The sequence below is a fragment of the Amycolatopsis sp. NPDC033938 genome (assembly GCF_055575975.1).
The window spans coordinates 189,162-210,737 of the sequence record NZ_JBVIRO010000013.1 but is presented as its reverse complement, the minus strand read 5'-3'; the positions used below and the strand labels follow the sequence as shown (position 1 = coordinate 210,737).

Genomic DNA, 21,576 nt, shown 5'->3' with positions numbered 1-21,576 from the left:
CATTCGGCGCCGCCGACTCCCCTTTTCGGTCGCGTGAATTCTCTTTCGGCCGAGTCCGCAGGTTCCTTCACGGCAAATGCGCCCTTGGGTGCCCCAAGGGGCGACCGCCGCGGGCCGCGGTGGCGCGTGCGTCGGAGTGGTCTCGCTCGCGGCGGAGTACATGATGGCCCCCTTCCTTGCGCCAGGCGCGGGGAAGGGGGCCATCATGTACTCCCACGTGCGAGGAAAGGTCCTTTCCTGGCAAATTTCGCAAGGAAAGGACCTTTCATGGCATCCGGTGCGCCGCCCACACCGCACCCACCCACACGGCGCCGGTCGCGGTCCGCTGGTCAGGTGCGGGAAGTCCGTGAAGGACTCCTTCCCTACCTTGAGGGTCAGGGTCCCGGCAAAGTCGGCATTGTGCAGGTCAGGGACCTCTTCATCAGGGTGCAGGCCGTCGATGAAGGAATTGGGACGTTGAGTGTCCCAATTCCTTCATCGACGCGGGGCCACACCCGTTGCCAAGCTTGATCAACAGAGGGTCGGGGACATGCCCCGTGGCCCGGTTCACCCCGAGTGTGGAGGAGGCCTTCACGGACTTCCGACACCGACCTCACCGCAGGTCCGGGCTTGCGCGTGAAGGCCCCCTTCCCTCGGCTCAGCCGAGGGAAGGGGGCCTTCACGCGCGACAAGCGGGCCAGCAGCCGCCGCCTACTCGACGACCTCCTCGATCGCCGAGATCCCCCGCGAGCCGTGGGCGCCGTACCGCTCCCACACCTCGTTCAGCCGGATCCGCCCGTCCGGCAGGAACTCCGGGGTGTTCGTGCTGTGCCCCGAGATCACCTGCCCGCTGGCCAGCACCATCGTGTAGGCGAGGTCGATCGTCCCGTCCTCGCCGCACTTCCCGGTCAGCGACCCGAGCCGCACGCCGCCACCGGACAGTTCGGCCCACACCAGGTCGTCCTTCTGCCGGTACAGGGTCACCGGCGCGTCCGGGTCGGTGCTGACCTTCCGGAACCGCTTCCCGTCGTAGTTGATCATGTGTCCTGCTCCTTCGATCCGGGAGAACCCGGGAACCAGAGATCGTCCGGGGTGAGATCGGTGAGGTCGTACTTCCCGAGCGCGCTGGCGAGCAACCGCAGTTCGAGTTCGAGGCACCGCACCAGCCGCACGAGCCCTTCGGTCCCGTCCTCGTCGACGGCGAGCAGCGCCGCCCGGCCGAGGCCGACCGCGGAAGCGCCCATCGCCAGGCACTTCAGCGCGCGGGCCCCTTCCCAGATCCGGCCGGACACCAGCAGCGACGCGTCGTGCTTGCCGACCCGGCGCAGGCATTCGACCAGCGGCAGGCCCACCTGGTCGAGGAACACCGACGGCGCCCAGCCGGTGCCGCCCTCGGCACCGTCCACGGTGACCGCGTCCGCCCCCGCCGCCCAGGCGACCCGCGCCGCCTCACCGACGTCCCGGCCCGGATGCAGTTTCACCCAGGCACGCGCCCGCGGGTAGTTGTTGCGCATCAGGTGGATCTGCTGGCGCAGGATCTCCCCGGTGAACGTGCCGGGGCTGCTCGAGCGCAGCACCATCGCGGTGTCCGTGCCGAACGCTTCGTCCACTGTGTACTGTTCGGCGACCTCGCCCGCGGCTGTGCGCGAGAGCACGGTCATCCCACCGAGACCCGGCTTCGCGCCCTGGCCGACCTTCAGCTCGAACGCCAGCCGCCCGCTCTCCAGCAGTTTCGTCGCGGACGGGTCGCTGTAGACGAGGTTCCAGACCTCCGCGTCGGCGTCCTCGGTGCTCTGCTGCACCACGACGCCGCCCAGCCCGTCCGGCACCGCGCCGGCGTACGCGCGGATCCGGCCGAGCAGGCCGTCTTCGGCGCTTTCGCCCATCCGGCCGTAGCCGTGCATGGGCACGACGTTCTCGCCGATCACCATCGGCATCCCGAGCCTGCCCGCCTGCTCGCTCGCCGCGATCCCGAGCCCGCTGCCCGCCACCTGCGTGGACCCGAACGCGCACAGGAACACCGGCGACGGCGCCGTGAAGCCACCGAGGACCGTCGTCAGCCCGACGTCACCGTAGACCGGTTCCCGCGCGAGGTCGAACATCTTCTCCAGGCGCCGCGGCACGAACACCGGCGGCACGATCCGCGCGCGGTCGAGTTCGTCCGTGCCCGAATCGACGTCCGCGCCGAACAACGTGCGGCCGTATCCCCCGACGTCGGGGAAGATCGCCGCACTGCCTTCCCGGGCCCGTGCGCGGATCGCGTCCTCCGGAAGCTGCCGTGCGGTGATCACGGCGCCGCGATCCCCGGCAGCTTCGGGTACGCGTTCGCCTGCCAGATCGCGTCCAGCCCGGCGATGTACCGCGTCACCCGTTCCAGCCCCAGCCCGAACCCGGCACTCGGCGGCAACCCCTCGCGCGCGAGGTCGAGGTACCAGCCGTACTTCGCCGGGTTCTCCCCCGTCTCCCGCATCCGCTCGATGAGCCGCCGGTACTCGTGCGTGCGCTCACCGCCACTGCACAGTTCGCCGTAGCCGTCCGAGGCGATGAGGTCGAAGTTCCGCAGCACACCCGGTTCGGTGCTCGACTCGCCGTCGGTGAATCCGCGCGACCCCTTGGGGTAGTCGACGATGAAGAACGGCCGGTTCGTCTGCTCGGAGATGATCCGCTCACCCTGCCAGTCGATCTCCGCGTCGGCGCTCTGGCCGTGCAGCAGACCCTGCAGCCTCGACACCGCCTCGCGATGCGTCATCCGCTCGAAGTCCTCTTCCAGCAGCGGCGTGAACGCGTCCTGGTCCCGGCCGAGCGCGGCGAGGTCCATTTTGGACTCGCGCAAGGTGTAGGTGACCACGTGCCGGAGCAGTCCCTGCGCGAGATCGAGGACGTCCTCGCGGCTCGCCCGCGCGACCTCGACGTCGATCTGGGTGAACTCGACCAGATGCCGCCCGGTGGTCGAGGTCTCCAGCGGCTCCAGCCGCACGTTCGGTGCGACGTAGAAGATCTTGTCGAACGCCAGCAGTGACGCCTGTTTGTACAGGATGACGCTGGTCATCATCTTGTACTTGTGCCCGTAGTAGTCGACGTCGACCTGCTTGGCGCCGCGGCAACCCGGATCGGTCACCGGCCCGATCAGCGGCGGCTGCAGTTCCACGAACCCGTTCATGCCGAGGTACTCGCGGGTGCCCGCGGTGATGCTGTTCTGGATGCGCAACGCCGCCTGCGTCACCGGCGACGTGAGATGCTCGCGGGTGCCCGGCGGCAGTGCCTGCTCCGGTGTTCCGGTCATGTCCTACTCCCCTGAATTAGTTGAACGGTGTCGATTCCGGGCATCCCGTGGCGCTCGTCGAACGTCCGCTCGACGTACCGGAGCGCGTCCAGCAGGTCGCTCGAGGTCATCCGCCGCTCCGACGGCAGGTCGACGAGATCGCCCAGCGGCATCGCGCCGATCCGCTGCCATTCCAGGCGCCCGCTGGAGTCCAGCCGTCCGCGTGCGCGGCCGGCGTTGTCCGGGTGCAGGCAGAACGGGACGTCCAGCTGGCCCCGTGCGAACGCGGTGACCAGCGCCCGGCCGAGGTCGCCGTCGAGCGAAAGGACGTTGTCCACCAACGCCTTCGCCTGCGCGTGGATCCCGGTGTCACCGAGGTGACCGATCCGGGAGACACCCCGCGCGGCCTCGGCGGCGTGTTCGAGGGCGGTCACGTTCTCCGCCACGGTCGGCAGCCGGTGCGCTTCGGCGGTGGTCTTCACGATCAGCCTGCTCGCGCCGGTGCGGGCGGCCAGCCGCGCGGACTCCGCGATCAGCGCCAGCGCGCCGCCGGGAGTCCTCGGGTAGACGCCCATGTAGCCGTAGACCACCATGTGCGTCCGCGCGTGCGGCACGTATTCCCTGATCAGGGCATGCAGCGCGGCGATCGCCTCCTCGTCCTGCCCGGCGTGGGTCTGCTGCGCGTAGCTGAAGGAAAGGCAGCGCACACCGTGCCGCCAGAAGAACATCCCCTCCAGCACACTCAGCGCGACCAGCAGCGCGGGCGGGCACAGCTGCCCCATCATGCAGCCGCCGAAAGTCTCCAGATGCGGCTCCAGTTCCGGGCTCCTGGCCTCGGCCAGCGTTTCGCAGCAGCGCCGCCAGTTGTCGACGGCCGCCGAGAGCGGCATCCGGCTGTAGGGCAGGCAGTACGACACCGGCCCGCCTTCGGTCGCGTGCAGCCCGAAGTCCAGCAGCGTCCGCACGATCCGGCGGGGGTCGGGCGAACCGTGCCGGATCTGCACCGGGAAGTCCTCGGTCAGCACCCCGTCGAGCAACGCCGCCGTGGTGGCGGGCTCGTGGTCGGCGAGCGGGTACCCGTTGAGGTCGGCCCCGGCGGCCAGCGCCGCCCGTGCCGCCTCGCGGTCGCCGACCCTGGTGTAGCTGTCGATCGTGATGGTGCCGACGGTCGCGGCCCGCGCCGCCCTGGTCGCCAGCAGTCCCCCGGCCATCCGCTCCGGATCCGCGAAGCCCATCCGGGGCTGGACGACCAGGTCTCCCCTGGCGTGGTGGCGTTCGACCACCGCGCCGAACGAAAGTCCCCGTCGCGGGGTGAGCACGCTCATCCGGCACCCAGCGGGACACCGGGGGTGCGCACGGACAGCGTGCGCAGGAAGCTCCGGAACGGGCTCAGCCCGCCTGAGTCCTCGAACACCGCGTCGAACCCGGCCTCAAGCAGCCGTGCGGCGTTGATCCCGCCCGTGACATCGAGTTTCCCGCCGATCACGACCGGCGTCGTCACCAGCGCCGGCTGCGCGCGGAAAGCGTCCATCAGCCGGACGCCGTCCTGGCAGCCGTGTCCGTTGAGACTGCTGATCACCACGAGGTCCGGCCGCCGGGTGACACATTCGCGCACGATCGTCGCGTCCGGGACGCAGGCGCCGAGATTGGTCACCCGGCACCCCAGTTCCTCCAGCAGCAGCTCCAGGTACACCAGGTTCCAGGTGTGCGCGTCGGACGAGAGCCCGGTGACGATCACGTCGAGACCGGCGTCCGGGAGGGCGGGCTGGACGGTTTCGATGCTCATGGCGCGGCGCTCTCCCTCTCCTCGCCGTCCGGCCGCACGTCGATCTCGATCAGCGCGACCGCCTCTTCGGCCAGGCGTATCGCCTCGGCCGGGCTGCCGGCGGTCACCATCAGATCGCCGACGCGGTCCCACGAACTGCGCAGCCCGTCGAACCGGTCACCGGCCGAAACACCGACGTCGCACAGGAACACGCCCTCGGCCTGCGACGCCTTCTCGACACCGCGCACGTCCTCGATGAAGCCGGGCTCGATGGAGACGAACCGCACCGCCGCACCGCCTTCGGCCTTGCGCGGCAAGGCGTCCACGATCGGCTCGTCCTTCATCACCGAGAAGTAGGCGCGGTTCAGTTCCACCGGATAGGCGCGCTGGATCAGCTCGATGATGCCGTCGCCCGCGAACCGGCCGGCGCATTCGACCAGGTACGGGACCCCGTTCGAGACGATCCATTCACAGTGGACGATGCCGGTGCCGAATCCGGTCGCCTCGGTGAGCCGCCGGGTTTCCTCGGTCAGCGCCGCGGTCAGCTCGTCCGGGATGTCGGCGGGGACGATATGCGCGAGTTCCACCGGGCGCGGCCCGGGGAACAGCTGTTTGCCGGTGACGTTGGCGAACAGCGGTTCGCCGTCCCGCAGCAGCATTTCGACGCTGTACTCGTCGCCGTCGACGAAGCTCTCGGCCAGCATCTTCAGCTCCATCGCGCGGTCCGGGACGAAGACGCCCTCGTCCTGCACGACGCAGTTGGCCCAAGCCTGCTCGGCCTCGGCCGGGTCGGTGAGCACTTGGGTGCCCACCGACGCCTGCCGGTTCGCGGGCTTCAGCACGATCTTCCCCGGATGCCGCGCCATGAACTCGCGGACCTGTGCCGGGCTTTCGACCCGTGCCGAAGCCGGGTTCGCGATCCCCGCCGCCCGGCTGACCAGGCGCAGCACCCCCTTGTCCCGCAGGATCTGCGCCGCGCCGAAGCCCGCGCCCGGCAGGCCGTAGCGTTCCGCGAGCCGGGCCGCGAACGGCGTCGCGTACTCGGTCAGCGGGACCACCGCGGCCGGATCGAGGTCGTCGTGGACGTGATAGAACTCGTCCGCCTTGCCAGGGAGGTGGAACTCCCATTCGATCAGGTCCCGCACCAAAGCCGAACCCGCCACCGTCTCCCGCGCGCCGCGTTTGCGGACGACGTCGGGCTCCTCGACGAAGATGACCGTTCCGTCGGGCTGGAAGTCCTTGATGGAAGAACCCAGCGCGGCGGCCACGAAGCCGACCAGCACCACCGGGCGCGTCATGACTCGTCCTCTTCCACGTAGTACCAGTTCTCGGGGTTGATCAGGCCGTACGGGTTGAGCGGGGTGAATCCGCGCAGGTTCCCGGCGACCTCGAACAGGCGCCGCGGGAACGTCGGCATGAAGATCACCGGGGCCTGGTCGGCGATGTACTCCTGGTACTCGTACAGCGCTTCGAGGTCGTCGGTGGTGACCGTCTTCGCGATCAGCTCGTCGGCCCTGGCGTCGCGGTAGTTGCTGAAGTTGCAGGCGGCGCCGCTCTGGAAGAGGTTCTCGCCGGTCGGGTAGTTGTAGACCCAGCCGCCGCCCCAGCAGGACAGCTCCCACAGCCGCTTCTCACCCGGTCCGTCCTCCGCCACCAGGACCGAACCCATCACCTCTTCCAGGCGGATCTCGATGCCGGCTTTGGCCGCGTCGTCCCGGAACTGCGTCATGAGGCGCGCCAGTGACGGCCTGCCTTCCCAATACCGCAGGGAAAAGCTCAGCTCGGTTCCGGCGGGGATGCCCTCGCCCGCCTCACCGGGCCCGGTGCCGGGCCGCACGCAGACCGCGGGGGAAGCCTCGGTGTCCCAGCCGTTTTCGGCCAGCAGCGTCCGTGCCCGTTCCAGGTCGAACGGCCAGAAGCCGCCGCGTTCGGTGATCTTCGGCGAGACCAGGTCGCTCTGGGGCAGTACCGGGATCGGCCCGGTCTGGCTCCAGCCGTAGCCCTGGTAGACCTCGCGGGCGCCGTACTCCTGGTCGAAACAGCTCTGCAGTGCCTGCCGCACGTAAGGCTGCCTGATCAGGTGACCGGCGACGGTGGGGTTGCCGAAGTTCACCGCCATGAAGTTGATGTTGAACAGGATCTGCGGTTCCAGCTGGAATCCCTCGCCGAGCGGATTCGGCCCGCCCCGGGTCGGGTCGCCGTCCGGCTGGACGCCCATGCCCGGCGGCAGGAAACCGACCTGGACCTCACCCGACTGCAGCAGTTCGTACTGCTGCTCGTCCGACGTCGTCGAAACCTGGCGCAACTCGTCCAGATGTGGCGGGTTGGGGCCGCTGTAGTGCTCGTTCGGGACGAAGGTGATGACACCTTCTTCGGTGTAGCTCTTCAGCCGCCACGGTCCATTCACGACACTCCACACCGGACTGTCCGCCCACTGGGTGCGATGGGCGTTGTCCTCGGCGACGGGATCGCCGTTCTCCGCCATCAGGAACTCGTACACCGCTTCGGCTTGGTCGATGTCGTGGGTCGCGTCGGCGGGGCCGTCCTCGGTGCGGTCCCACGCCTTCGGCATCGGCGTGATCATGGTGAGCTGGTTCAGCAGCACCCAGTTCTTCGAGTACGCCTTGTCGAAGGTGAAGCTCACCTTGTCGTCGGCGACCTTCTCGAAGGACACCAGGTTGTCCGGGAAGTAGCCTTCGCTGTAGGCGCCGAACTTCGGCCCCTTCGTCTTCAGCATGTTCATCCAGAAGATGACGTTGTCCGCGCACACCGTCTCGCCGTTGGACCATTTCCACGGTTTGATCCGGACCGTGCAGGTGCGGCCGGTCTCGTCCCACACCGGCTCTTCGCCGACGCTGAGGTCGTAGTCGATCGCGGGTTCGCCGTCACGGCCGAGCCAGTAGAGGGGCCGGTACATCAGCATCTGGAACTCGTAGAGGTTCCGGATGCCGAAACGCTCTCCGGGGGTGAACGGGAAGATCACCGCGGGCGGGAACCCGGGAAGGCAGGCCCAGGTCGCCACGCCGCCCTTGATCGGCTTGTCCGTCATGGTTTTCGCTTCCTCCGAATTCGGCCGCGCTCAGGCGGCGGTCGCCTCGAGAACCTCGGCGGGCTGCTTGTTTTCCTGCGCCGACAGCGGTTTCGCCAGGCTGAAGTAGGTGCCGATCACGATCGCGCCCTGCAGGATCGCCAGCCCCCAGAACGCGTGGGGCACGGTGGTCGCGTCCGCCAGTGTCGACAGACCCACCGTCGCGCCGACGCCGAGCCCGAGGCCGACGGCCTGGGTGCCACCGAAGATCCGGCCGACCCGTTCCTCCGGGCTCGCCCGCATCAGCAGGGTGCGGGCGGCGATCCGGCCCTGGGCGAAGCAGAACCCGGCGAACGGGATCGCCACCATCAAGGCGATGTAGTGCAACGGCTGGATCGCCAGGCAGATCAGGTTCCCCAGCGTGCCGAGCACGGCGAGGTGGATGCCCTTGAACCGTTTGCTGACCTTGCCGTACAGAGCGGCGCCGACGATGAACCCGACTCCGGCCAGCGCGTCGACCACGCCGATCATCCAGGCGCCCTGGTTGAACGTCTGCAGGATCAGCGTCGTCAGGATGACGTTGGCGACCATCAGGCCGATGTTCCCGTTGGCGTACAACAGCGCGAGCCGTTTGATCGGCTGGCGCACCGGCGCTTCGACCGGCGCCGACGGGTCCGCGGTCACCGTCTCGGCGACGACCGGCGCCTTGACCGGCTTCCGGCCGATCGAGTAGACGAAAATGGCCGAGAGGACGAAGGTCAGCGAGTTGAAGATGAACAGCGGCGTGGCGCCGAACCAGATCACCAGGAAACCCGCCAGCGACGAGGCGAGCAGCATGCCGGCGTTGCTCGCCATCTCGAAGTGCGAGTTGAACTTCCCGAGCCGTTCGTCGGCGATCCGTTCCTTGATCAGGCCGTTGCTCGCGGGCATGAACAACGCCGCGGTGCAGGCGAGCATGAAGTTCGCTATGTAGGAGCCCAGGTTCGCCGGGCCGCCGATCCACAGCCACACCGGCAGCGCGAACGCGGTCATCGCGCTGACCAGGTCCGCCGCCACGCAGAGCATCCGCCGGTCGACCCGGTCGACCAGCTTGCCGAACATCAGCGCGAGCGCGACCTGCGGGATCGACACCGCGATGAACAGCCAGCCGACGGACAGCGTGGTCTGCTCGGCGTGGAAGACCAGGATCGCGGCCGCGGTGATCTGGAAGGCGTTGCCCGCCGTGGTGATGAAGCCCGCCGGGACGAGCAGGCGTTCGGCGAGCCGGGACCGCCGGACCGCGTCGGCGGAGAGGGTGCTGTCGAGTGACATGGGGGCTCAGACCTCGCTCGTCGGGGGGAATTCCAGTGGTGGCACGGCGAACGCCGTGGTGTGCGTGACGTCGAAGGCGGCCGCGGTGATCCGGAGCTCGAATCCGCCCGCGCTCGCCGCACGCGCGGAGAGGTCGATGAGGATCGGTGACGCGCAGCCGATCAGCGCGCGCAGTTCCAGGAAGTGGTCACCCAGCCTGCCGCGGAGCACTTCCTGGTCGAGGTTGCCCGCGAGGGTGCGTTCCGTGGCCGCCCGCAGGCGCTCGACGTGCTGCACCACCAGATCGGCCGCCCGGCTGAGGCTGAAGTCCTCGAGTTCGTAGTTCAGGACGAACCGGGACACCATCGCCGCCGCCCGTTCCGTGGCCTCGGTGGATACCGGAAGGCTGCTCTCACCACCGACCTCGGCGGTGAGTTTGGCCAGGGACTCCGCGAGTTCGTTCCAGGGCGCGACAAGCCGTTCCCCGGCGATCTTCTCCAGCGCGGCACGGCTGAAGTTGGTCCTGGCGAACTCGGGGGCGGTGAGGTTGAGGTAGAACCGCGCGAGGTCACGCGGCAGCTCGGCCGCCAGTTCGCGGGCCCAGACCACATGGCCCTTGCTGGTGGAGAACTTCTCGTTCTCCAGTTCGTAGAACTCGTTGACCAGCAACGTGTCCGGCAGGACGTAGCGGCCGTCGTGGGCGATCAGCTCCGCGACGTGGACGACGCCCCAGGTGAACAGCGGGTCGAACCCCATGAACACCACGACCCGCGCGTCGTTCTCCGCGAGCCACGCGTCGTCGTCGGCGAGGACCGGCTTTCCGTTGCGCCGCAAGGCGTACTCGGTGCAGTACATCGACGCCGGCATACCTTCGACCCAAGCGTTGAGCGTCTGCCCCGGCGTCTCCGCGAACGGGGCGGGCAGTCCCCACTTGACCGGATACGTGATCGCGAAGTCCGGCAACGGTCCGGCCAGCAGTTCGCGCATCAGCCCGAGCACGTGCGGCCGCCACGCGGGACCGCGTTGCTCGTAGTAGTCGAGCAACTGTTCCCGGTACTCCGAGACGGGGAAGACCAGGATCTCCGTCTCGCGGTAAGTCACCTCGTCGGCCGGGTCGAGCACCGAATACGGTTCGATGAGCGCGTCGAAGTCGATCGGATGCCCGCACCCCTCGCAAAACCCGCCGCGGCTGTCGGCGAGACAGGTGGGGCAGCCACCGCCGACGAAACCCTCGACCAGGAATTCGCCCTGCCGCTCGCTGTAGGGCAACCGCACCTTGCGCAGGCGGAGCTTTCCGTTGTCGTACAAGCGGTTGACGTAGTCGTACACGAGGGCCTTGTAGCCGTCGTCGGTCGGCGAGAAGCCGTCGACCTCGACGCCCATCGCCTTGAAGGTGCGCTGGATGTTCGCGGTCGACTGCTCCACCAGTTCGGGCGGGGTCACCCCGACCCGGGCGGCGCTGGTGACGAGGTAGGTCTGGCTGTCGTCGGTGCACGAGGCGAACACGCCCTCGCGGCCCGCCGCGCGCAGATACCGCCGGTGCACGTCGGCACCGAGGTACGGACCGGCGATATGCCCGATGTGCAGGTCCCCGTTGGACGTCGGGGGGCCGCCGATGATCACCACCGGCCTGGTGTCGCGGGGCGTGGTCACGCGCGCTCCTCGTGCCGGGCGGCGAACTTCGCCGTCATGTCGGAGTCCCACCAGATCGCGTACATCTCGAAGTCCTCGGCACCGTCGTTGAGGATGCGGTGCTCGGTACCGGGCGCGTGGAACTCGATGTCGCCCGGCCGGAACGCGCGGCGTTCTCCCCCGGATTCGACGACCGCCTCACCGCTGACCGCGATGAAGATCTCGTACTCGTGGTGGGAATGCGCACCCGTGGCGCCGTGGGCGGGCACCGTGACCCAGGCACCCTCGAACGGCGCGTTCAGCGCCGCCCACGGCAGCAGCCGCTGTCCGAAGGCGCCGTTCTCGAAGACCATCTTTTCCCGCTCCAGCGGACGGATCTCCATGACTGCTTCTTCCTTTCCGAGGCTCAGCGGGTGGCGACGATGGGTGCGGTGTCCGACGTCGGCTGCGGGGGCACCGACGGGGTCTCGCCGCGATGGGCGAGGATGTCCTGCAGGATGTCGTTGGCGCGCGGGGCGAGCACGCTCAGCAGCGAGTCCGCGATCCCGTGCGTCGCCTCGTTGACCCCCTGCAGGTAGACGGCCGCGGTGGCGGGCTGGTCGATCTCCAGCCGGTAGTCGCGGGTCACCTTGATCTCCGAGAGACCGATCGACTTCGCGATCTCCTGGACCATCCTCGGCATCTCCGGCGAAAAGCCGGTGCCGAGCAGGACCAGGTCCGTGCGCAGTTCCTGCGTCTCGCCGGTGCGCCGGTCGGTCAGTTCCAGCACGATCTCGTCGCCCTCGTCGCGGGCGTCGGTGATGTCGCTCATCGTGATCATGCGCAGCCGCGAACGACCGGAGAGGCGGTCCAGGTAGACCGAGCGATAGAGCGCGTCCATCGTGCCCGGCGCCAGCCCGGAGTAGTTCGTGTGGTGCATCTCCTTGAGCATCTGCTCGCGGGCCTCCGGCAGCGCGTCGAAGAACTTGTCCACATGGGACGGGAAGAACAGTTCGTTGTTGAACTTGCTGCTCTCGTAGTAGTTCAGGCCGATCGAGCGCATCACCATGGTGGGCTTGCATTCGGGCAGGTCGTTCTGCACCGCGCCGAACAGTTCCGCCGCGCTCTGGCCCGCGCCGATCACCGCGACGCGGTACGGGAGATCCTTCCGCAGCTTGGCGATCCTGGGCAGATACTGGGTGCTGTGGATGACGCGGTCCTGGTTCACCGTCCGGAGCTGGTCCGGGATCCGCGCGTCCCGGCCGGCGCCGACCACCAGGTACCGGCTGCGGATGACCTCGCCGTCGGCGATCCGGGTCTCCCAGCCGGTGAGCGTGCCGTCCGTCCACACGGGAGTGATCTCGCGGCATTCGCGGCCGCGCTGCAGATCGACCATCGACAGCGAGTTGGCCGTCCACTTGAGATAGTCGGCCAGCTCGACCCGGTACGGGACGAAACTGCCCATGTTCACGAACTCGTTGAGCCGGTTGGTGTCGTGCAGGTAGTTGAGGAACGAGAACCGGCTGCGCGGATTGCGCAGGGTCACCAGATCCTTGAGGAACGAGACCTGCGACAGCGCCTCCGGCAGCAGCATTCCCCGCTGCCAGGAGACCTCCTCGTCGCGTTCGATCAGGACCGAATCGCGGGCAAGGCCGGGCGCGAGCTCCTCCAGTGCCACTGCGAGTGCCAGGTTGGACGGTCCTGCTCCGACTGCGAGAAGCTCGACATCACGGTTCGCCATTGTTTGCTCCGCCATCGTTGAGAGTGCTTGGAAGGTGTTCTGCGGTGCCGTCACGCGGTCAGCCACCGGTGGCCACCGAGGGCAGCAGGGGGTACGCGGTCAGCCGGACCTGGGCCATGGCCTTGTCCAGCACCACCTCGCAGTCGTCGGGATCACGACCGGCACAGATCACGTACGCGTGGCGCGAAATGAACTCCGCCGGCGGCAGCCGCATCCGCGCACCCGGTTCGACCAGCCCGCCGGAGGCGAGGATCCCGTTACCCAGCAAAGGTTCCGGGACCGAAACCGACTCGACGACGCAGTCCTGTTTCGGGTAGCCGAACCGCACGCCGACCCACCGGTCCTCGGCCTCGTGCGGGATGTGGGGCCGCATACCGAGCGCGACGTCGACCGCGGCGGCTCCCGGGTCGATCCCGGTCGCGAACCGGGCGAGCAACGGGATCAGGTCCCCGCCGAGCCTGCCGTTGATCTCCACGATCACCGGCCCGCGTTCGGTGAGCTTGAGTTCGGTATGGGTGATGCCGTACCGGAAATCGATCGCGCCGTGCGCGCGGGCCAGCGTCGACCGGAGTACGGGGTCGGCGAGCAGTTCGTCGGAGGAGCTGACCAGGTGGCCGAGCTCCTCGAAGTACGGATGCATGCCGACCGTCTTGTGCGCCAGGAACATCGGCGTGTACTCGCCGTCGACGACGGCGCCGTCCACACTGATCTCCGGGCCGGTCAGGTACTCCTCGACCAGCGCCCCGCCCTGATAGGCGGGAGAGCCGCCGAAGCTGGCGTCCTCCGCGGTCCGGAACGCCTTCCGCACCGCTTCACCGTCCTCGGCGAGACTGACGCCGATGCTGGCCCCTCCCCCGCGCGGCTTGACGACGACCGGGTAGCCGATCCGCTCCGCCACGCGGACCGCCTGCTCCTCGTCGTGCACGAAACCGAAGTCCGGCTGCGCGACCCCGGCCGCGGTGAGCGTCCGGCGGCTGAGCCATTTGTCGCGGCAGCCCTCGATCGCGGAGATCCCCGCGCCCGGCACGCCGAGTTCGTCCGCGACGTGCGCCGCGGTCACGATCAACGCCTCGTCCCACGACACCACGCCGAGTACCGGTGTGGCCGCGTTCAGCGCGCGGGCCGCGGCCAGCACGGCGTCGCGGTCCTGCAGGTCCAGCACCGTGGCGCCGGTGATGTAACGCTCCTGCCAGGTCGGTTCGGCCCCGTTGAACAGCCACAAGGGATGCCGGTGACCGGCCGACGCCAACAGGTACTCCCGGTACGACCGCATCCCGCAGCCGATGACCAGGACAACACCCTCCGCTGAGCTCATTCCCTCTCCCCACCAGCCCGTCGCTTCGTCGCGGGCTACTACATCCCGGGGATTGGTTGACCGGAACCCTTGATTCGGGCAGAACAATCAACGGGATGCGCGGGGAAGTCACGTCTCGTGAGTGGAAATGACGGTTGGAGCTCTCCCAGGTACCTACTCGCGGGCTGCTGCTCGCGGTGAAGTCCGTGAAGGCCCCCTTCCCTACCTTGAGCGCCAGGGTCCCGGCAACGTCGAGGTGGGTAGGCCTGATTCCGGACACCGGCGTGGCTTCAGTGTCCACAAGGGACACCGCCGGGCGATCGAGTGTCCGATTAGTGTCGTTATGTGCGGTTCTGCGGGAGGTCGTGAGTGGCGATTCGGGTTAGAACGCTCATTAGCACTCACGACCCCCTCGTGAAACCGTGCAGTTCGGCCAAATCGGGCACGTTAGTCCCACGAAGTGTCCCTTGTGGACAGTCAAGGGCCGGGCGTGATCCCTTTGGGTGAGCCCACTCTCGCCGGGGTCCATCACGACAGGTTCGCCTTGTCCCGCCCCAGTGAGGGGCTGACCAGCAGTTATGCGGACTCACCCGGCGTACGCACCTGAAACACCCAGGGCCAGAACCGTCATCACCACTCACGACCTACTCGATGTTCCGGACGCTAGTTGCGGTTCCCGTAGGACTGCTCGCACGGGTACCCGTCACGGTCGGCGTCCCAGCTCAGCGGACGGCCCGCGGCCACCCAGGAGTTGAACGCGTACTCGAAGGAGTACCCCTCGGCGAAAAGCCGCTGACACGAGGTGAGTCGCTGGACCGCGGGCGCCCGGGTGACCGTCATCGGCGGTTCCACCACGATCACCGAAGTGGGCGGCGGTGGCGCGACGACGACGGCGGTGGTCGTGGACGGCGGCGCGATCTCCCGCACCACGGTGATCGGCGTACCGGCGGTCGGTATCCCGCAACCGCCCAGTCCCCCGACGGAAACGGTGACCCCCGCGGAAACCAGCAGTGCCGTGATCTTCCTGTTCATATCCTTGCCTCCCGATGGAACCGCCGGATCCTCTCCAGAGAAAGGTCGGCGGTTTCACCGGTGACATGACAAGAAACGTGTGTTCGAGGCCGTAAGTCCCCGGAAGTCGGGAATTCCGGCAGGGCAAGGACCGGGCCGAAAGCCCTAGGACTGGACGACGTTCACCATCCACGAGATGCCGAACTTGTCGGTGCAGGCACCGAATTCGTCACCCCACATCTGCTTTTCGAACGGGATCGAAACCGTACCTTCGGCGGACAGCTTCTCCCAGTATCCACGCAATTCTTCACCGTCGTCACCACTGAGGCTGACCGACACGTTGGTGCCCGGGTGGTGATCCATTCCCGGCGGCGTGTCCGAGGCCATGATCGTGTACCCGCTCGGCGATTCGAGCTGGGAGTGCATGATCTGGTCCGCCACGGGCGAGCCCGCCATCCCGGATTCGCCGAACGTGTTCAGCGTCAGTTCCCCGCCGAACACCGATTTGTAGAACTCCATGGCCTGCCGGGCGTCACCGGCGAAGCTGATATAGGGGTTGAGACGGGAAGCCATCGGACGCTCCTTCGGATCGGGTCACGAGCATCCTGGCAGACACCACCGGACGCGACAACGACGGAACTACGGCCGGGTGAATCCGGTCGGGCGACGAAAATTCAACGACGTTCACCGAATGCGGTAAGTGATTTCCTCAATGCGCCTTTTCCTTGCCCGCAGGCCGTAGCGATGACCATAAGACGATAGGTACCGATTGACTTTCGATAGATACCGCGCGATACTCGATGCATGATCACGGCACAACGGGCGGTCGCGCCTCTCAGAGTGTTCCTCGTGCTGCTGTTCGGGATCCTGGTGCTCTTCCAGACCATGTCCCTGCCAGGGCAGTTCGCGCACATGGCCCGTCAGGACCCCGGGATGGCTTATCTCCGCTGGCCCGCGACGGCCGTTTCCGTCTTCTGGGTGCTGTGCGTCCAGGTCGTGGTCATCGCCACCTGGCAGCTGCTGACCCTGGTCAAGAAGGACCGGATCTTCACCGAAGCGTCGCTGAGGTGGGTCGACGCGATCGTCTGGGCGATCCTCGCCGGCTGGCTGGTCCTCGCGGGCGTGTTCCTTTACGTCGGTTTCAACGCCGACGACCCCGGCCTGCCGCTGCTGTTGTTCCTGGCGTTGATCGGCGTCGCCGTCCTTGGTCTCCTCATGGTCGTGATGCGCACGCTGCTGCGGCAGGCCACCACGCTGCGGTCCGATCTGGAACAGGTGATCTGATGCCGATCGTCGTCCGCATCGACGTCGAGCTGGCCAAACGCAAGATGAGTGTCGGCGAGTTCGCCGAACTCGTCGGGCTCACCCCGGCGAACGTGGCCGTACTGAAGAACGGACGCGCCAAGGCCGTGCGGTTCAGCACTCTGGAAGCCATGTGCCGCGTACTCGAGTGTCAGCCCGGCGACCTGCTCGAATGGGTCGAAGAGGAGCAGTGACCGGATTTCAGTCCGAGACGAGTTCGAACTTCAGGTGGAAGTTGTCGAGCGTCGCGGGCAACGGCCGCTCCGGGCCGAGGATGGCGCCCGACACCAGGTCGAAACGGCGGTCGCGGATCAGGTGCGCGAGCATCGTGCTCGCGCAGAACAGCACCAGATCCCGGCCGGGACAGATGGCGGGACCGGCACTGAAGGGCACCAGCGCCGGATTGACCGCCGCGCTTCCGTCCAGCCAGATTTCGGGTTCGAACCGGTCGGCATACGGCATCGACTCCGGATCGCGGTGGAAGAAGGGGGTGAAGATCAGGACGGTCGTCCCCGCGGGGCCCCACGCGGTTTCGGCGGTGCTCTCGCGCAGCAAGGCCGGCGTGGTCGGCCACAGCCGGACCGATTCGAGGGCGCAGGCCCGCAGATAGGCGAACTGGTTCGGGCTACCCAGGTCGGCGTCGCGGAGTTCCTCGTCGGCTCGTTCCCGCGCGGCGGGGTGGGTGGCGAGCAGCGCGAGCGCACGGAAGGTGACGATCCCCGCCGCGTCGAACGCGAAGAGCCAGTGGGCGACCTGGTCCGCGACGATCTCGGGTTTCCGTTCCGCTTCGGCGGACGCGATGACCTCGGCGAGGCTGCCCGGCTCGACCCGCTCCAGATGTTCGATGAGCCGCGTGCGGAACCGGGTGTAGAGGCTTTCACGCCGGGGATGCGCGTAAGCCCAGTTCGCGTCCTTGCGCAGCCGGGCGAGCATGTCGGTGAGGGCATCGTCACCCGCGGCCGACTCACCCAGGACGACCTGGCGGACGATCCGCCACCAGGCGACGTTGAAGGTGTCCCAGTCCAGGGTTCCCTTGTCCCACAACGACGCCGCTTCCTTGGCGATCACCGTCGCGAAGGGCTCGGCGAGGTCGTGCAACGGACGGCCGGGTTCGAGGACCTCCTCGTTGAACCGACGACGAGGGGGCCTGTCGGTCGCGTCCGAGATCAGCACACCGTGCGGCTGGAAATGCCCGAGCGCGGCCCTCTTCTCCTTCGTCGACGGGCTGAACGGCACCGGCGCGGCGGCGAGCACCTCGGCGACGTCCTCACCGGAGAGCGCCAGATCGATCGAACGCCCGGGGACCCGCAGCCGCAGCGGCCCCGGTCCGTACCGGGACCTCAGCCGCCCGAGCAGCCGGACCGCCGGCCGGTCCAGCTGCAGTTTCTGGGCCGCGGCCAAGCCGAGCGGCCTGCGTTTGATCACCCCGCCCGCGAGGGTGGGTAAAACGACCTGCGCGGCGACGCGGAGCGTGTCCTGGACGGAAGCGGTGGCCGGTTCGGTGTCGGTGCCCATGTCTCCCGGCTACCCGCCGCGGCGGACGCGAAAACGGTTTGACCGGGTGGTGGGCCGGGAAATCGCTCGGAATGGCGACCAAGGCACCCGGGGCGGCTCCGCCCGAAACCACTGACCTGGACCGGCTCCGCGAAGCGGCGTCCTCCTGTCACGGATGCGATCTCTACCGCGACGCGACCCAGACCGTCTTCGGCGAGGGGCCCCGCAAGGCGGAGATCATGGTGGTCGGAGAACAGCCCGGTGACCAGGAAGACCGGGCGGGCGCCCCGTTCGTCGGCCCGGCCGGGCGGCTGCTCGACCGGGCCTTCGAAGAAGCGGGTTTCGACCGCCGGAAGATCTACGTCACCAACGCGGTCAAACACTTCAAGTTCAAACGCGACGAACGCGGTAAGCGGCGCATCCACAAGACGCCGTCGAAGACCGAGATCGTCGCGTGCCGTCCGTGGCTGCACGCGGAACTGTCCGCGATTCACCCGGAGCTGCTGATCTTCCTCGGCGCGACGGCGGCGAAGGCGATGCTGGGCGACGATTTCCGCATCACCCGTAGCCGCGGCGAGCGGATCGAACTCCCCGAATACGACGTCACCGCGGTCGCCACGGTCCACCCGTCCGCGGTGCTGCGCGCGCCGGACCGCGACGAGGCCTATCAGGCCTTCGTCGCGGACCTCGCGGCGGCGCGCGGCGGCCGTTGAATCACGGGAGGATCAGGCCACTTCGGAGCTGCGACCGCTGCTCTCGTGCAGGCCGAGCATGTCCAGCAGCCTCGCGCAGTCGTCGGCGCTCGTCGCCCGTGAAGCGACGGCGAGCGCCGCCTTCCGGCGTACCGCCTGCTGCTCCGGTGTGTCCTGGCCCTCCGGGAGCAGGTCGGGTACCGGGTGAAGTCCGAGTTCGTTGTTCATCAGTTCCCCTTCGGGTGAAGGCCGACATAGGGTCAAGTACCCACGACCGCCGGCTTGAACACAGGTGACTGGAGTTCGGGTGATCAGCCGCGCAAGGCCGGAAGCAACTCGTCCTCGGCGAACCGGAGGAAACCCTCCTGCTGATCCCCGCCGATCTGGACCAGGGCGAGATCGGTGAATCCCGCCGCCTCGTATTCGGCGGCCTGCTTCACGATCTGGTCCACGTCAGGTCCGCACGGAATGGCCGCGGCGACGTCCTCGGGTTTGACGAACTGCGTGGCCCCGGCGAAGCCCGCGGGACCCGGCAACTCGGCGTTGACCTTCCAACCGCCGCCGAACCAGCGGAACTGCTCGTGGGCGCGCTGGACGGCGGCGTCGCGGTCCTTGCCCCAGGACACCGGCATCTGGCCGATCTTCCGGCTCGGCGGGCCGAGTTTGGTGGCGTCCCACTCCCGGCTCAGCGATTCGTCCGGCTCCACCGCGATCATCGCGTCGGCGATCGGGGCGAACCTGGTCACCGACTGTGACCCGGACACCGCCACCCCGATCGGGACACGCTGCTCCGGAAGGTCCCAGAGCTTCGCCGAATCCACCCGGAAGTGCTCACCCGCGTAGTTGAAGTACCCGCCGTCGAACAGCCCGCCGATGATCTGGACGGCCTCGGCGAGCATCTCGTGGCGGACGTTCGCCGGTGGCCAGCCCTTGCCGATGACATGCTCGTTGAGGTTCTCCCCCGCGCCGAGGCCGAGGGTGAACCGGCCGTCCGAGAGTCCCTGGACCGTCGCCGCCTTCTGCGCGACCACCGCCGGGTGGTACCGCATGATCGGGCAGGTCACAAAGGTCATCAACTCGACCCGTTCGGTGCTCTGGGTCACCGCCCCGAGCACGCTCCACGCGTACGGCGAATGGCCCTGTTCGTCCAGCCAAGGTGAGTAATGATCGCTCATCACCTCGAAGTCGAATCCCGCCTTCTCCGCCCCGGCGGCGTACTTCACCAGGTCCTTCGGTCCGGCCTGTTCGGTCATGAGCGTGTAGCCGATGCGCATCGAAGCCTCCCTTCGTGTCTGATCACCGCGTACCCGCCCGTTCCCGAGGTCAACCGGAGGTTTATCCGGCGAATCGATCGGGGTACCTGACCCGGGAGAGAGGAGCCACGGATGCCTCAGCAGAGTTGGAGCGACAAACGAGAACGTCAGTACGAACACATCAAGGAATCGGCCGAGGACCGGGGCGCGAGCACCGACCGCGCCGAGGAGATCGCCGCGCGCACGGTCAACAAGAACCGCGCGCAGGCGGGCGAGTCGCGCGAGGCGAGCCGCTCCTCCATCGAGGACATGTCACCGCAGCGACGGGGTGGCAAGCGCTCGGGCAACCGGCTGGGGCCGAACGGCCCGACCAAGGACCAGCTCTACAACGAAGCGAAGAAACGCGACGTCAAGGGCCGGTCGCAGATGTCCAAAAAGGAGCTTCAGCGGGCCCTCGGCCGTTGATCACGCGTCCCGCGGCGGGTCCCCTCCGCGGTTGTCCCACGGCCACGGACGGATAGGTTTCAGAATGGATGCACACGGAGGGGGCCGTCTCACCCCCCAAACCCGGCCCGAGTCAGACGGTCTGGTGGACCGGGTGGAGCTTCGCCTGCCGGCCGAGGCGGAACAGATTCCGCTGGTCCGCACGCTCACCCATGGGGTGGTCGCGCGTGCGGACTTCGGCTTGGACGCCATCTCGGACGCGAAGATGGCCGTCGACGAAGCCTGTTCACAACTCGTCCAGCCCGCGGAACTGGGAGCCGTGCTGTGCTGTGTCTTTCACGAGATTCCGGAGGGCATCGCCGTCTCGATCTCGACACGGACTTCGAAGCCCTTCTTGCCGAGCGAAACGACGTTCGGCTGGCATGTCCTGACGACCTTGACGCGCTCGGTGACGGCGCGGGCCGAGCCGATTCCCGGCGAAACTGGGGGTACGACGACGATCGAACTCGTCCTGACCCCGGGAACGAGCGACGGGTGAGCGGCGAGCGTAAGACACTCGCGCGGCAGGCAGACGACTACGCCCATTGCGAACCGCTGTTCCAGGAGATGTCGACCCTGCCGGAGGATTCCCCGCGCCGCCAGGAGCTGCGTGCCCGGCTGGTCACCGAACTGCTGCCCCTCGCCGAGCACATCGCGACCAGATTCTCCGGCCGCGGTGAGCCCCGCGAGGATCTGGTGCAGGTGGCGCGGATCGGGTTGATCAACGCGGTCGATCGCTTCGATCCCGCCCGGGGCCACGACTTCCTCTCCTTCGCCGTGCCCACGGTCATGGGCGAGGTCCGGCGGCACTTCCGTGACACCGGCTGGTCGGTCCGGGTGCCGAGGCGGCTCAAGGAACTCCACGTTTCGCTCAGCCAGGGCACGGCCGCGCTGTCCCAGAGCCTCGGCCGCGCGCCGACCCCGACGGAACTCGCCGAATACCTGGGTCTCGACATCAACGAGGTGCGTGAAGGCCTCCTCGCCGGCCAGGCGTACCAGACGTTGTCGGTCGACAAGCCAGTGCACGACGACGCCACCGAAGCGCTTTCCCTCGCCGACACGATCGGTGAGGAGGACCACGAGATGGCCTTGGTGGAGACCCACGAGGCACTGCAACCGTTGCTGCGGGAGCTGCCGAAGCGGGAGCGCGCGATCCTCGTGATGCGGTTCTTCGGGGGTTACACCCAGACGCAGATCGCGGAAAAGGTCGGCATCTCGCAGATGCACGTTTCCCGGCTTCTCTCCCAGACGCTGGACCAGCTGCGGGGAAAGCTGTCGGAGTAAGCGGTTCAGGTGGTGGGGGGGGGGGGGGGGGGGGTGGTACAGCCTCGACCCACACACAGCCCCCAGGCCGCCACCGACCCGCCGCCG

At 68.0% G+C, this 21,576-nt stretch carries 23 protein-coding genes; 6 read left to right on the top strand and 17 right to left on the bottom strand.

The genetic code is table 11. From position 1 onward, the window contains the following. Positions 1-690 precede the first annotated feature (690 nt). The 14 genes from ACZ5ZX_RS28955 to ACZ5ZX_RS28890 form a co-directional block, all read right to left on the bottom strand. Entirely contained in the window at positions 691-1,020 is a 330-nt protein-coding gene (locus ACZ5ZX_RS28955; protein ID WP_465505132.1) for an avidin-fold protein, read from the bottom strand. After that, positions 1,017-2,270, bottom strand: coding sequence for a glutamate synthase-related protein (locus ACZ5ZX_RS28950; RefSeq protein WP_465505131.1), 1,254 nt, complete (start codon positions 2,268-2,270; stop codon positions 1,017-1,019). Before ACZ5ZX_RS28950 ends, ACZ5ZX_RS28955 begins: the two co-directional genes overlap by 4 nt. Beyond that, the gene (locus ACZ5ZX_RS28945) at positions 2,267-3,262 is read right to left on the bottom strand and encodes an asparagine synthetase A (protein WP_465505130.1); all 996 of its coding nucleotides are present in this window, start codon (positions 3,260-3,262) and stop codon (positions 2,267-2,269) included. The genes ACZ5ZX_RS28950 and ACZ5ZX_RS28945 overlap by 4 nt, the downstream gene beginning before the upstream one ends. After that, entirely contained in the window at positions 3,259-4,566 is a 1,308-nt protein-coding gene (locus ACZ5ZX_RS28940) for a methylaspartate mutase (protein WP_465505129.1), read from the bottom strand. Before ACZ5ZX_RS28940 ends, ACZ5ZX_RS28945 begins: the two co-directional genes overlap by 4 nt. Then, a complete protein-coding gene (locus ACZ5ZX_RS28935) occupies positions 4,563-5,027 on the bottom strand; it encodes a cobalamin B12-binding domain-containing protein (protein WP_465505128.1) in 465 nt (154 codons plus the stop codon). Before ACZ5ZX_RS28935 ends, ACZ5ZX_RS28940 begins: the two co-directional genes overlap by 4 nt. Beyond that, complete coding sequence (locus ACZ5ZX_RS28930; RefSeq protein ID WP_465505127.1) at positions 5,024-6,304, bottom strand: ATP-grasp domain-containing protein; 1,281 nt, start codon at positions 6,302-6,304, stop codon at positions 5,024-5,026. The genes ACZ5ZX_RS28935 and ACZ5ZX_RS28930 overlap by 4 nt, the downstream gene beginning before the upstream one ends. Further along, positions 6,301-8,055 carry an ABC transporter substrate-binding protein gene (locus tag ACZ5ZX_RS28925; RefSeq protein WP_465505126.1) on the bottom strand — a complete coding sequence of 585 codons (1,755 nt, stop codon included), beginning with the start codon at positions 8,053-8,055 and terminating at the stop codon, positions 6,301-6,303. The genes ACZ5ZX_RS28930 and ACZ5ZX_RS28925 overlap by 4 nt, the downstream gene beginning before the upstream one ends. A 30-nt stretch (positions 8,056-8,085) precedes the next feature. Then, positions 8,086-9,345, bottom strand: a complete 1,260-nt coding sequence (locus ACZ5ZX_RS28920) for an MFS transporter (RefSeq protein ID WP_465505125.1) — start codon at positions 9,343-9,345, stop codon at positions 8,086-8,088. Between the two features lie 6 nt (positions 9,346-9,351). After that, on the bottom strand, positions 9,352-10,977 hold the full coding sequence (locus ACZ5ZX_RS28915; RefSeq protein ID WP_465505124.1) for a class I tRNA ligase family protein: 1,626 nt from the start codon (positions 10,975-10,977) through the stop codon (positions 9,352-9,354). Further along, a complete protein-coding gene (locus ACZ5ZX_RS28910) occupies positions 10,974-11,339 on the bottom strand; it encodes a cupin domain-containing protein (protein ID WP_465505123.1) in 366 nt (121 codons plus the stop codon). The genes ACZ5ZX_RS28915 and ACZ5ZX_RS28910 overlap by 4 nt, the downstream gene beginning before the upstream one ends. A 23-nt stretch (positions 11,340-11,362) precedes the next feature. After that, entirely contained in the window at positions 11,363-12,676 is a 1,314-nt protein-coding gene (locus tag ACZ5ZX_RS28905) for a lysine N(6)-hydroxylase/L-ornithine N(5)-oxygenase family protein (protein WP_465505122.1), read from the bottom strand. Between the two features lie 58 nt (positions 12,677-12,734). Beyond that, positions 12,735-13,991, bottom strand: a complete 1,257-nt coding sequence (locus ACZ5ZX_RS28900; protein WP_465505121.1) for an ATP-grasp domain-containing protein — start codon at positions 13,989-13,991, stop codon at positions 12,735-12,737. A 642-nt stretch (positions 13,992-14,633) separates the two neighbouring features. Continuing rightward, positions 14,634-15,002: a hypothetical protein gene (locus ACZ5ZX_RS28895; RefSeq protein WP_465505120.1), complete on the bottom strand. Its 369-nt coding sequence runs from the start codon at positions 15,000-15,002 to the stop codon at positions 14,634-14,636. A 144-nt stretch (positions 15,003-15,146) separates the two neighbouring features. Then, positions 15,147-15,554 carry a VOC family protein gene (locus tag ACZ5ZX_RS28890; RefSeq protein ID WP_465505119.1) on the bottom strand — a complete coding sequence of 136 codons (408 nt, stop codon included), beginning with the start codon at positions 15,552-15,554 and terminating at the stop codon, positions 15,147-15,149. Positions 15,555-15,785: 231 nt separating this feature from the next. Between ACZ5ZX_RS28890 and ACZ5ZX_RS28885 the strand changes: the two genes are divergently transcribed. Both ACZ5ZX_RS28885 and ACZ5ZX_RS28880 read left to right on the top strand, forming a co-directional pair. Beyond that, on the top strand, positions 15,786-16,265 hold the full coding sequence (locus tag ACZ5ZX_RS28885; protein WP_465505118.1) for a DUF2975 domain-containing protein: 480 nt from the start codon (positions 15,786-15,788) through the stop codon (positions 16,263-16,265). Continuing rightward, complete coding sequence (locus ACZ5ZX_RS28880) at positions 16,265-16,477, top strand: helix-turn-helix domain-containing protein (protein ID WP_465505117.1); 213 nt, start codon at positions 16,265-16,267, stop codon at positions 16,475-16,477. The genes ACZ5ZX_RS28885 and ACZ5ZX_RS28880 overlap by 1 nt, the downstream gene beginning before the upstream one ends. Positions 16,478-16,484: 7 nt before the next feature. Here ACZ5ZX_RS28880 and ACZ5ZX_RS28875 read toward each other — a convergent pair whose 3' ends face one another. Next, complete coding sequence (locus tag ACZ5ZX_RS28875; protein ID WP_465505116.1) at positions 16,485-17,798, bottom strand: cytochrome P450; 1,314 nt, start codon at positions 17,796-17,798, stop codon at positions 16,485-16,487. A 71-nt stretch (positions 17,799-17,869) separates the two neighbouring features. Between ACZ5ZX_RS28875 and ACZ5ZX_RS28870 the strand changes: the two genes are divergently transcribed. Then, a complete protein-coding gene (locus ACZ5ZX_RS28870; RefSeq protein ID WP_465505115.1) occupies positions 17,870-18,490 on the top strand; it encodes a UdgX family uracil-DNA binding protein in 621 nt (206 codons plus the stop codon). Between the two features lie 12 nt (positions 18,491-18,502). Here ACZ5ZX_RS28870 and ACZ5ZX_RS28865 read toward each other — a convergent pair whose 3' ends face one another. Next, complete coding sequence (locus ACZ5ZX_RS28865; RefSeq protein ID WP_465505114.1) at positions 18,503-18,697, bottom strand: hypothetical protein; 195 nt, start codon at positions 18,695-18,697, stop codon at positions 18,503-18,505. A gap of 83 nt (positions 18,698-18,780) precedes the next feature. Beyond that, entirely contained in the window at positions 18,781-19,743 is a 963-nt protein-coding gene (locus ACZ5ZX_RS28860; RefSeq protein WP_465505113.1) for a TIGR03557 family F420-dependent LLM class oxidoreductase, read from the bottom strand. A 111-nt stretch (positions 19,744-19,854) separates the two neighbouring features. Between ACZ5ZX_RS28860 and ACZ5ZX_RS28855 the strand changes: the two genes are divergently transcribed. The 3 genes from ACZ5ZX_RS28855 (at position 19,855) to ACZ5ZX_RS28845 (ending at position 21,489) form a co-directional block, all read left to right on the top strand. Next, on the top strand, positions 19,855-20,187 hold the full coding sequence (locus ACZ5ZX_RS28855) for a plasmid stabilization protein (RefSeq protein WP_465505112.1): 333 nt from the start codon (positions 19,855-19,857) through the stop codon (positions 20,185-20,187). Between the two features lie 64 nt (positions 20,188-20,251). Continuing rightward, positions 20,252-20,704, top strand: coding sequence for an ATP-binding protein (locus tag ACZ5ZX_RS28850; protein ID WP_465505111.1), 453 nt, complete (start codon positions 20,252-20,254; stop codon positions 20,702-20,704). Then, on the top strand, positions 20,701-21,489 hold the full coding sequence (locus tag ACZ5ZX_RS28845) for a SigB/SigF/SigG family RNA polymerase sigma factor (RefSeq protein WP_465505110.1): 789 nt from the start codon (positions 20,701-20,703) through the stop codon (positions 21,487-21,489). Before ACZ5ZX_RS28850 ends, ACZ5ZX_RS28845 begins: the two co-directional genes overlap by 4 nt. The last annotated feature ends 87 nt before the right edge of the window (positions 21,490-21,576 follow it).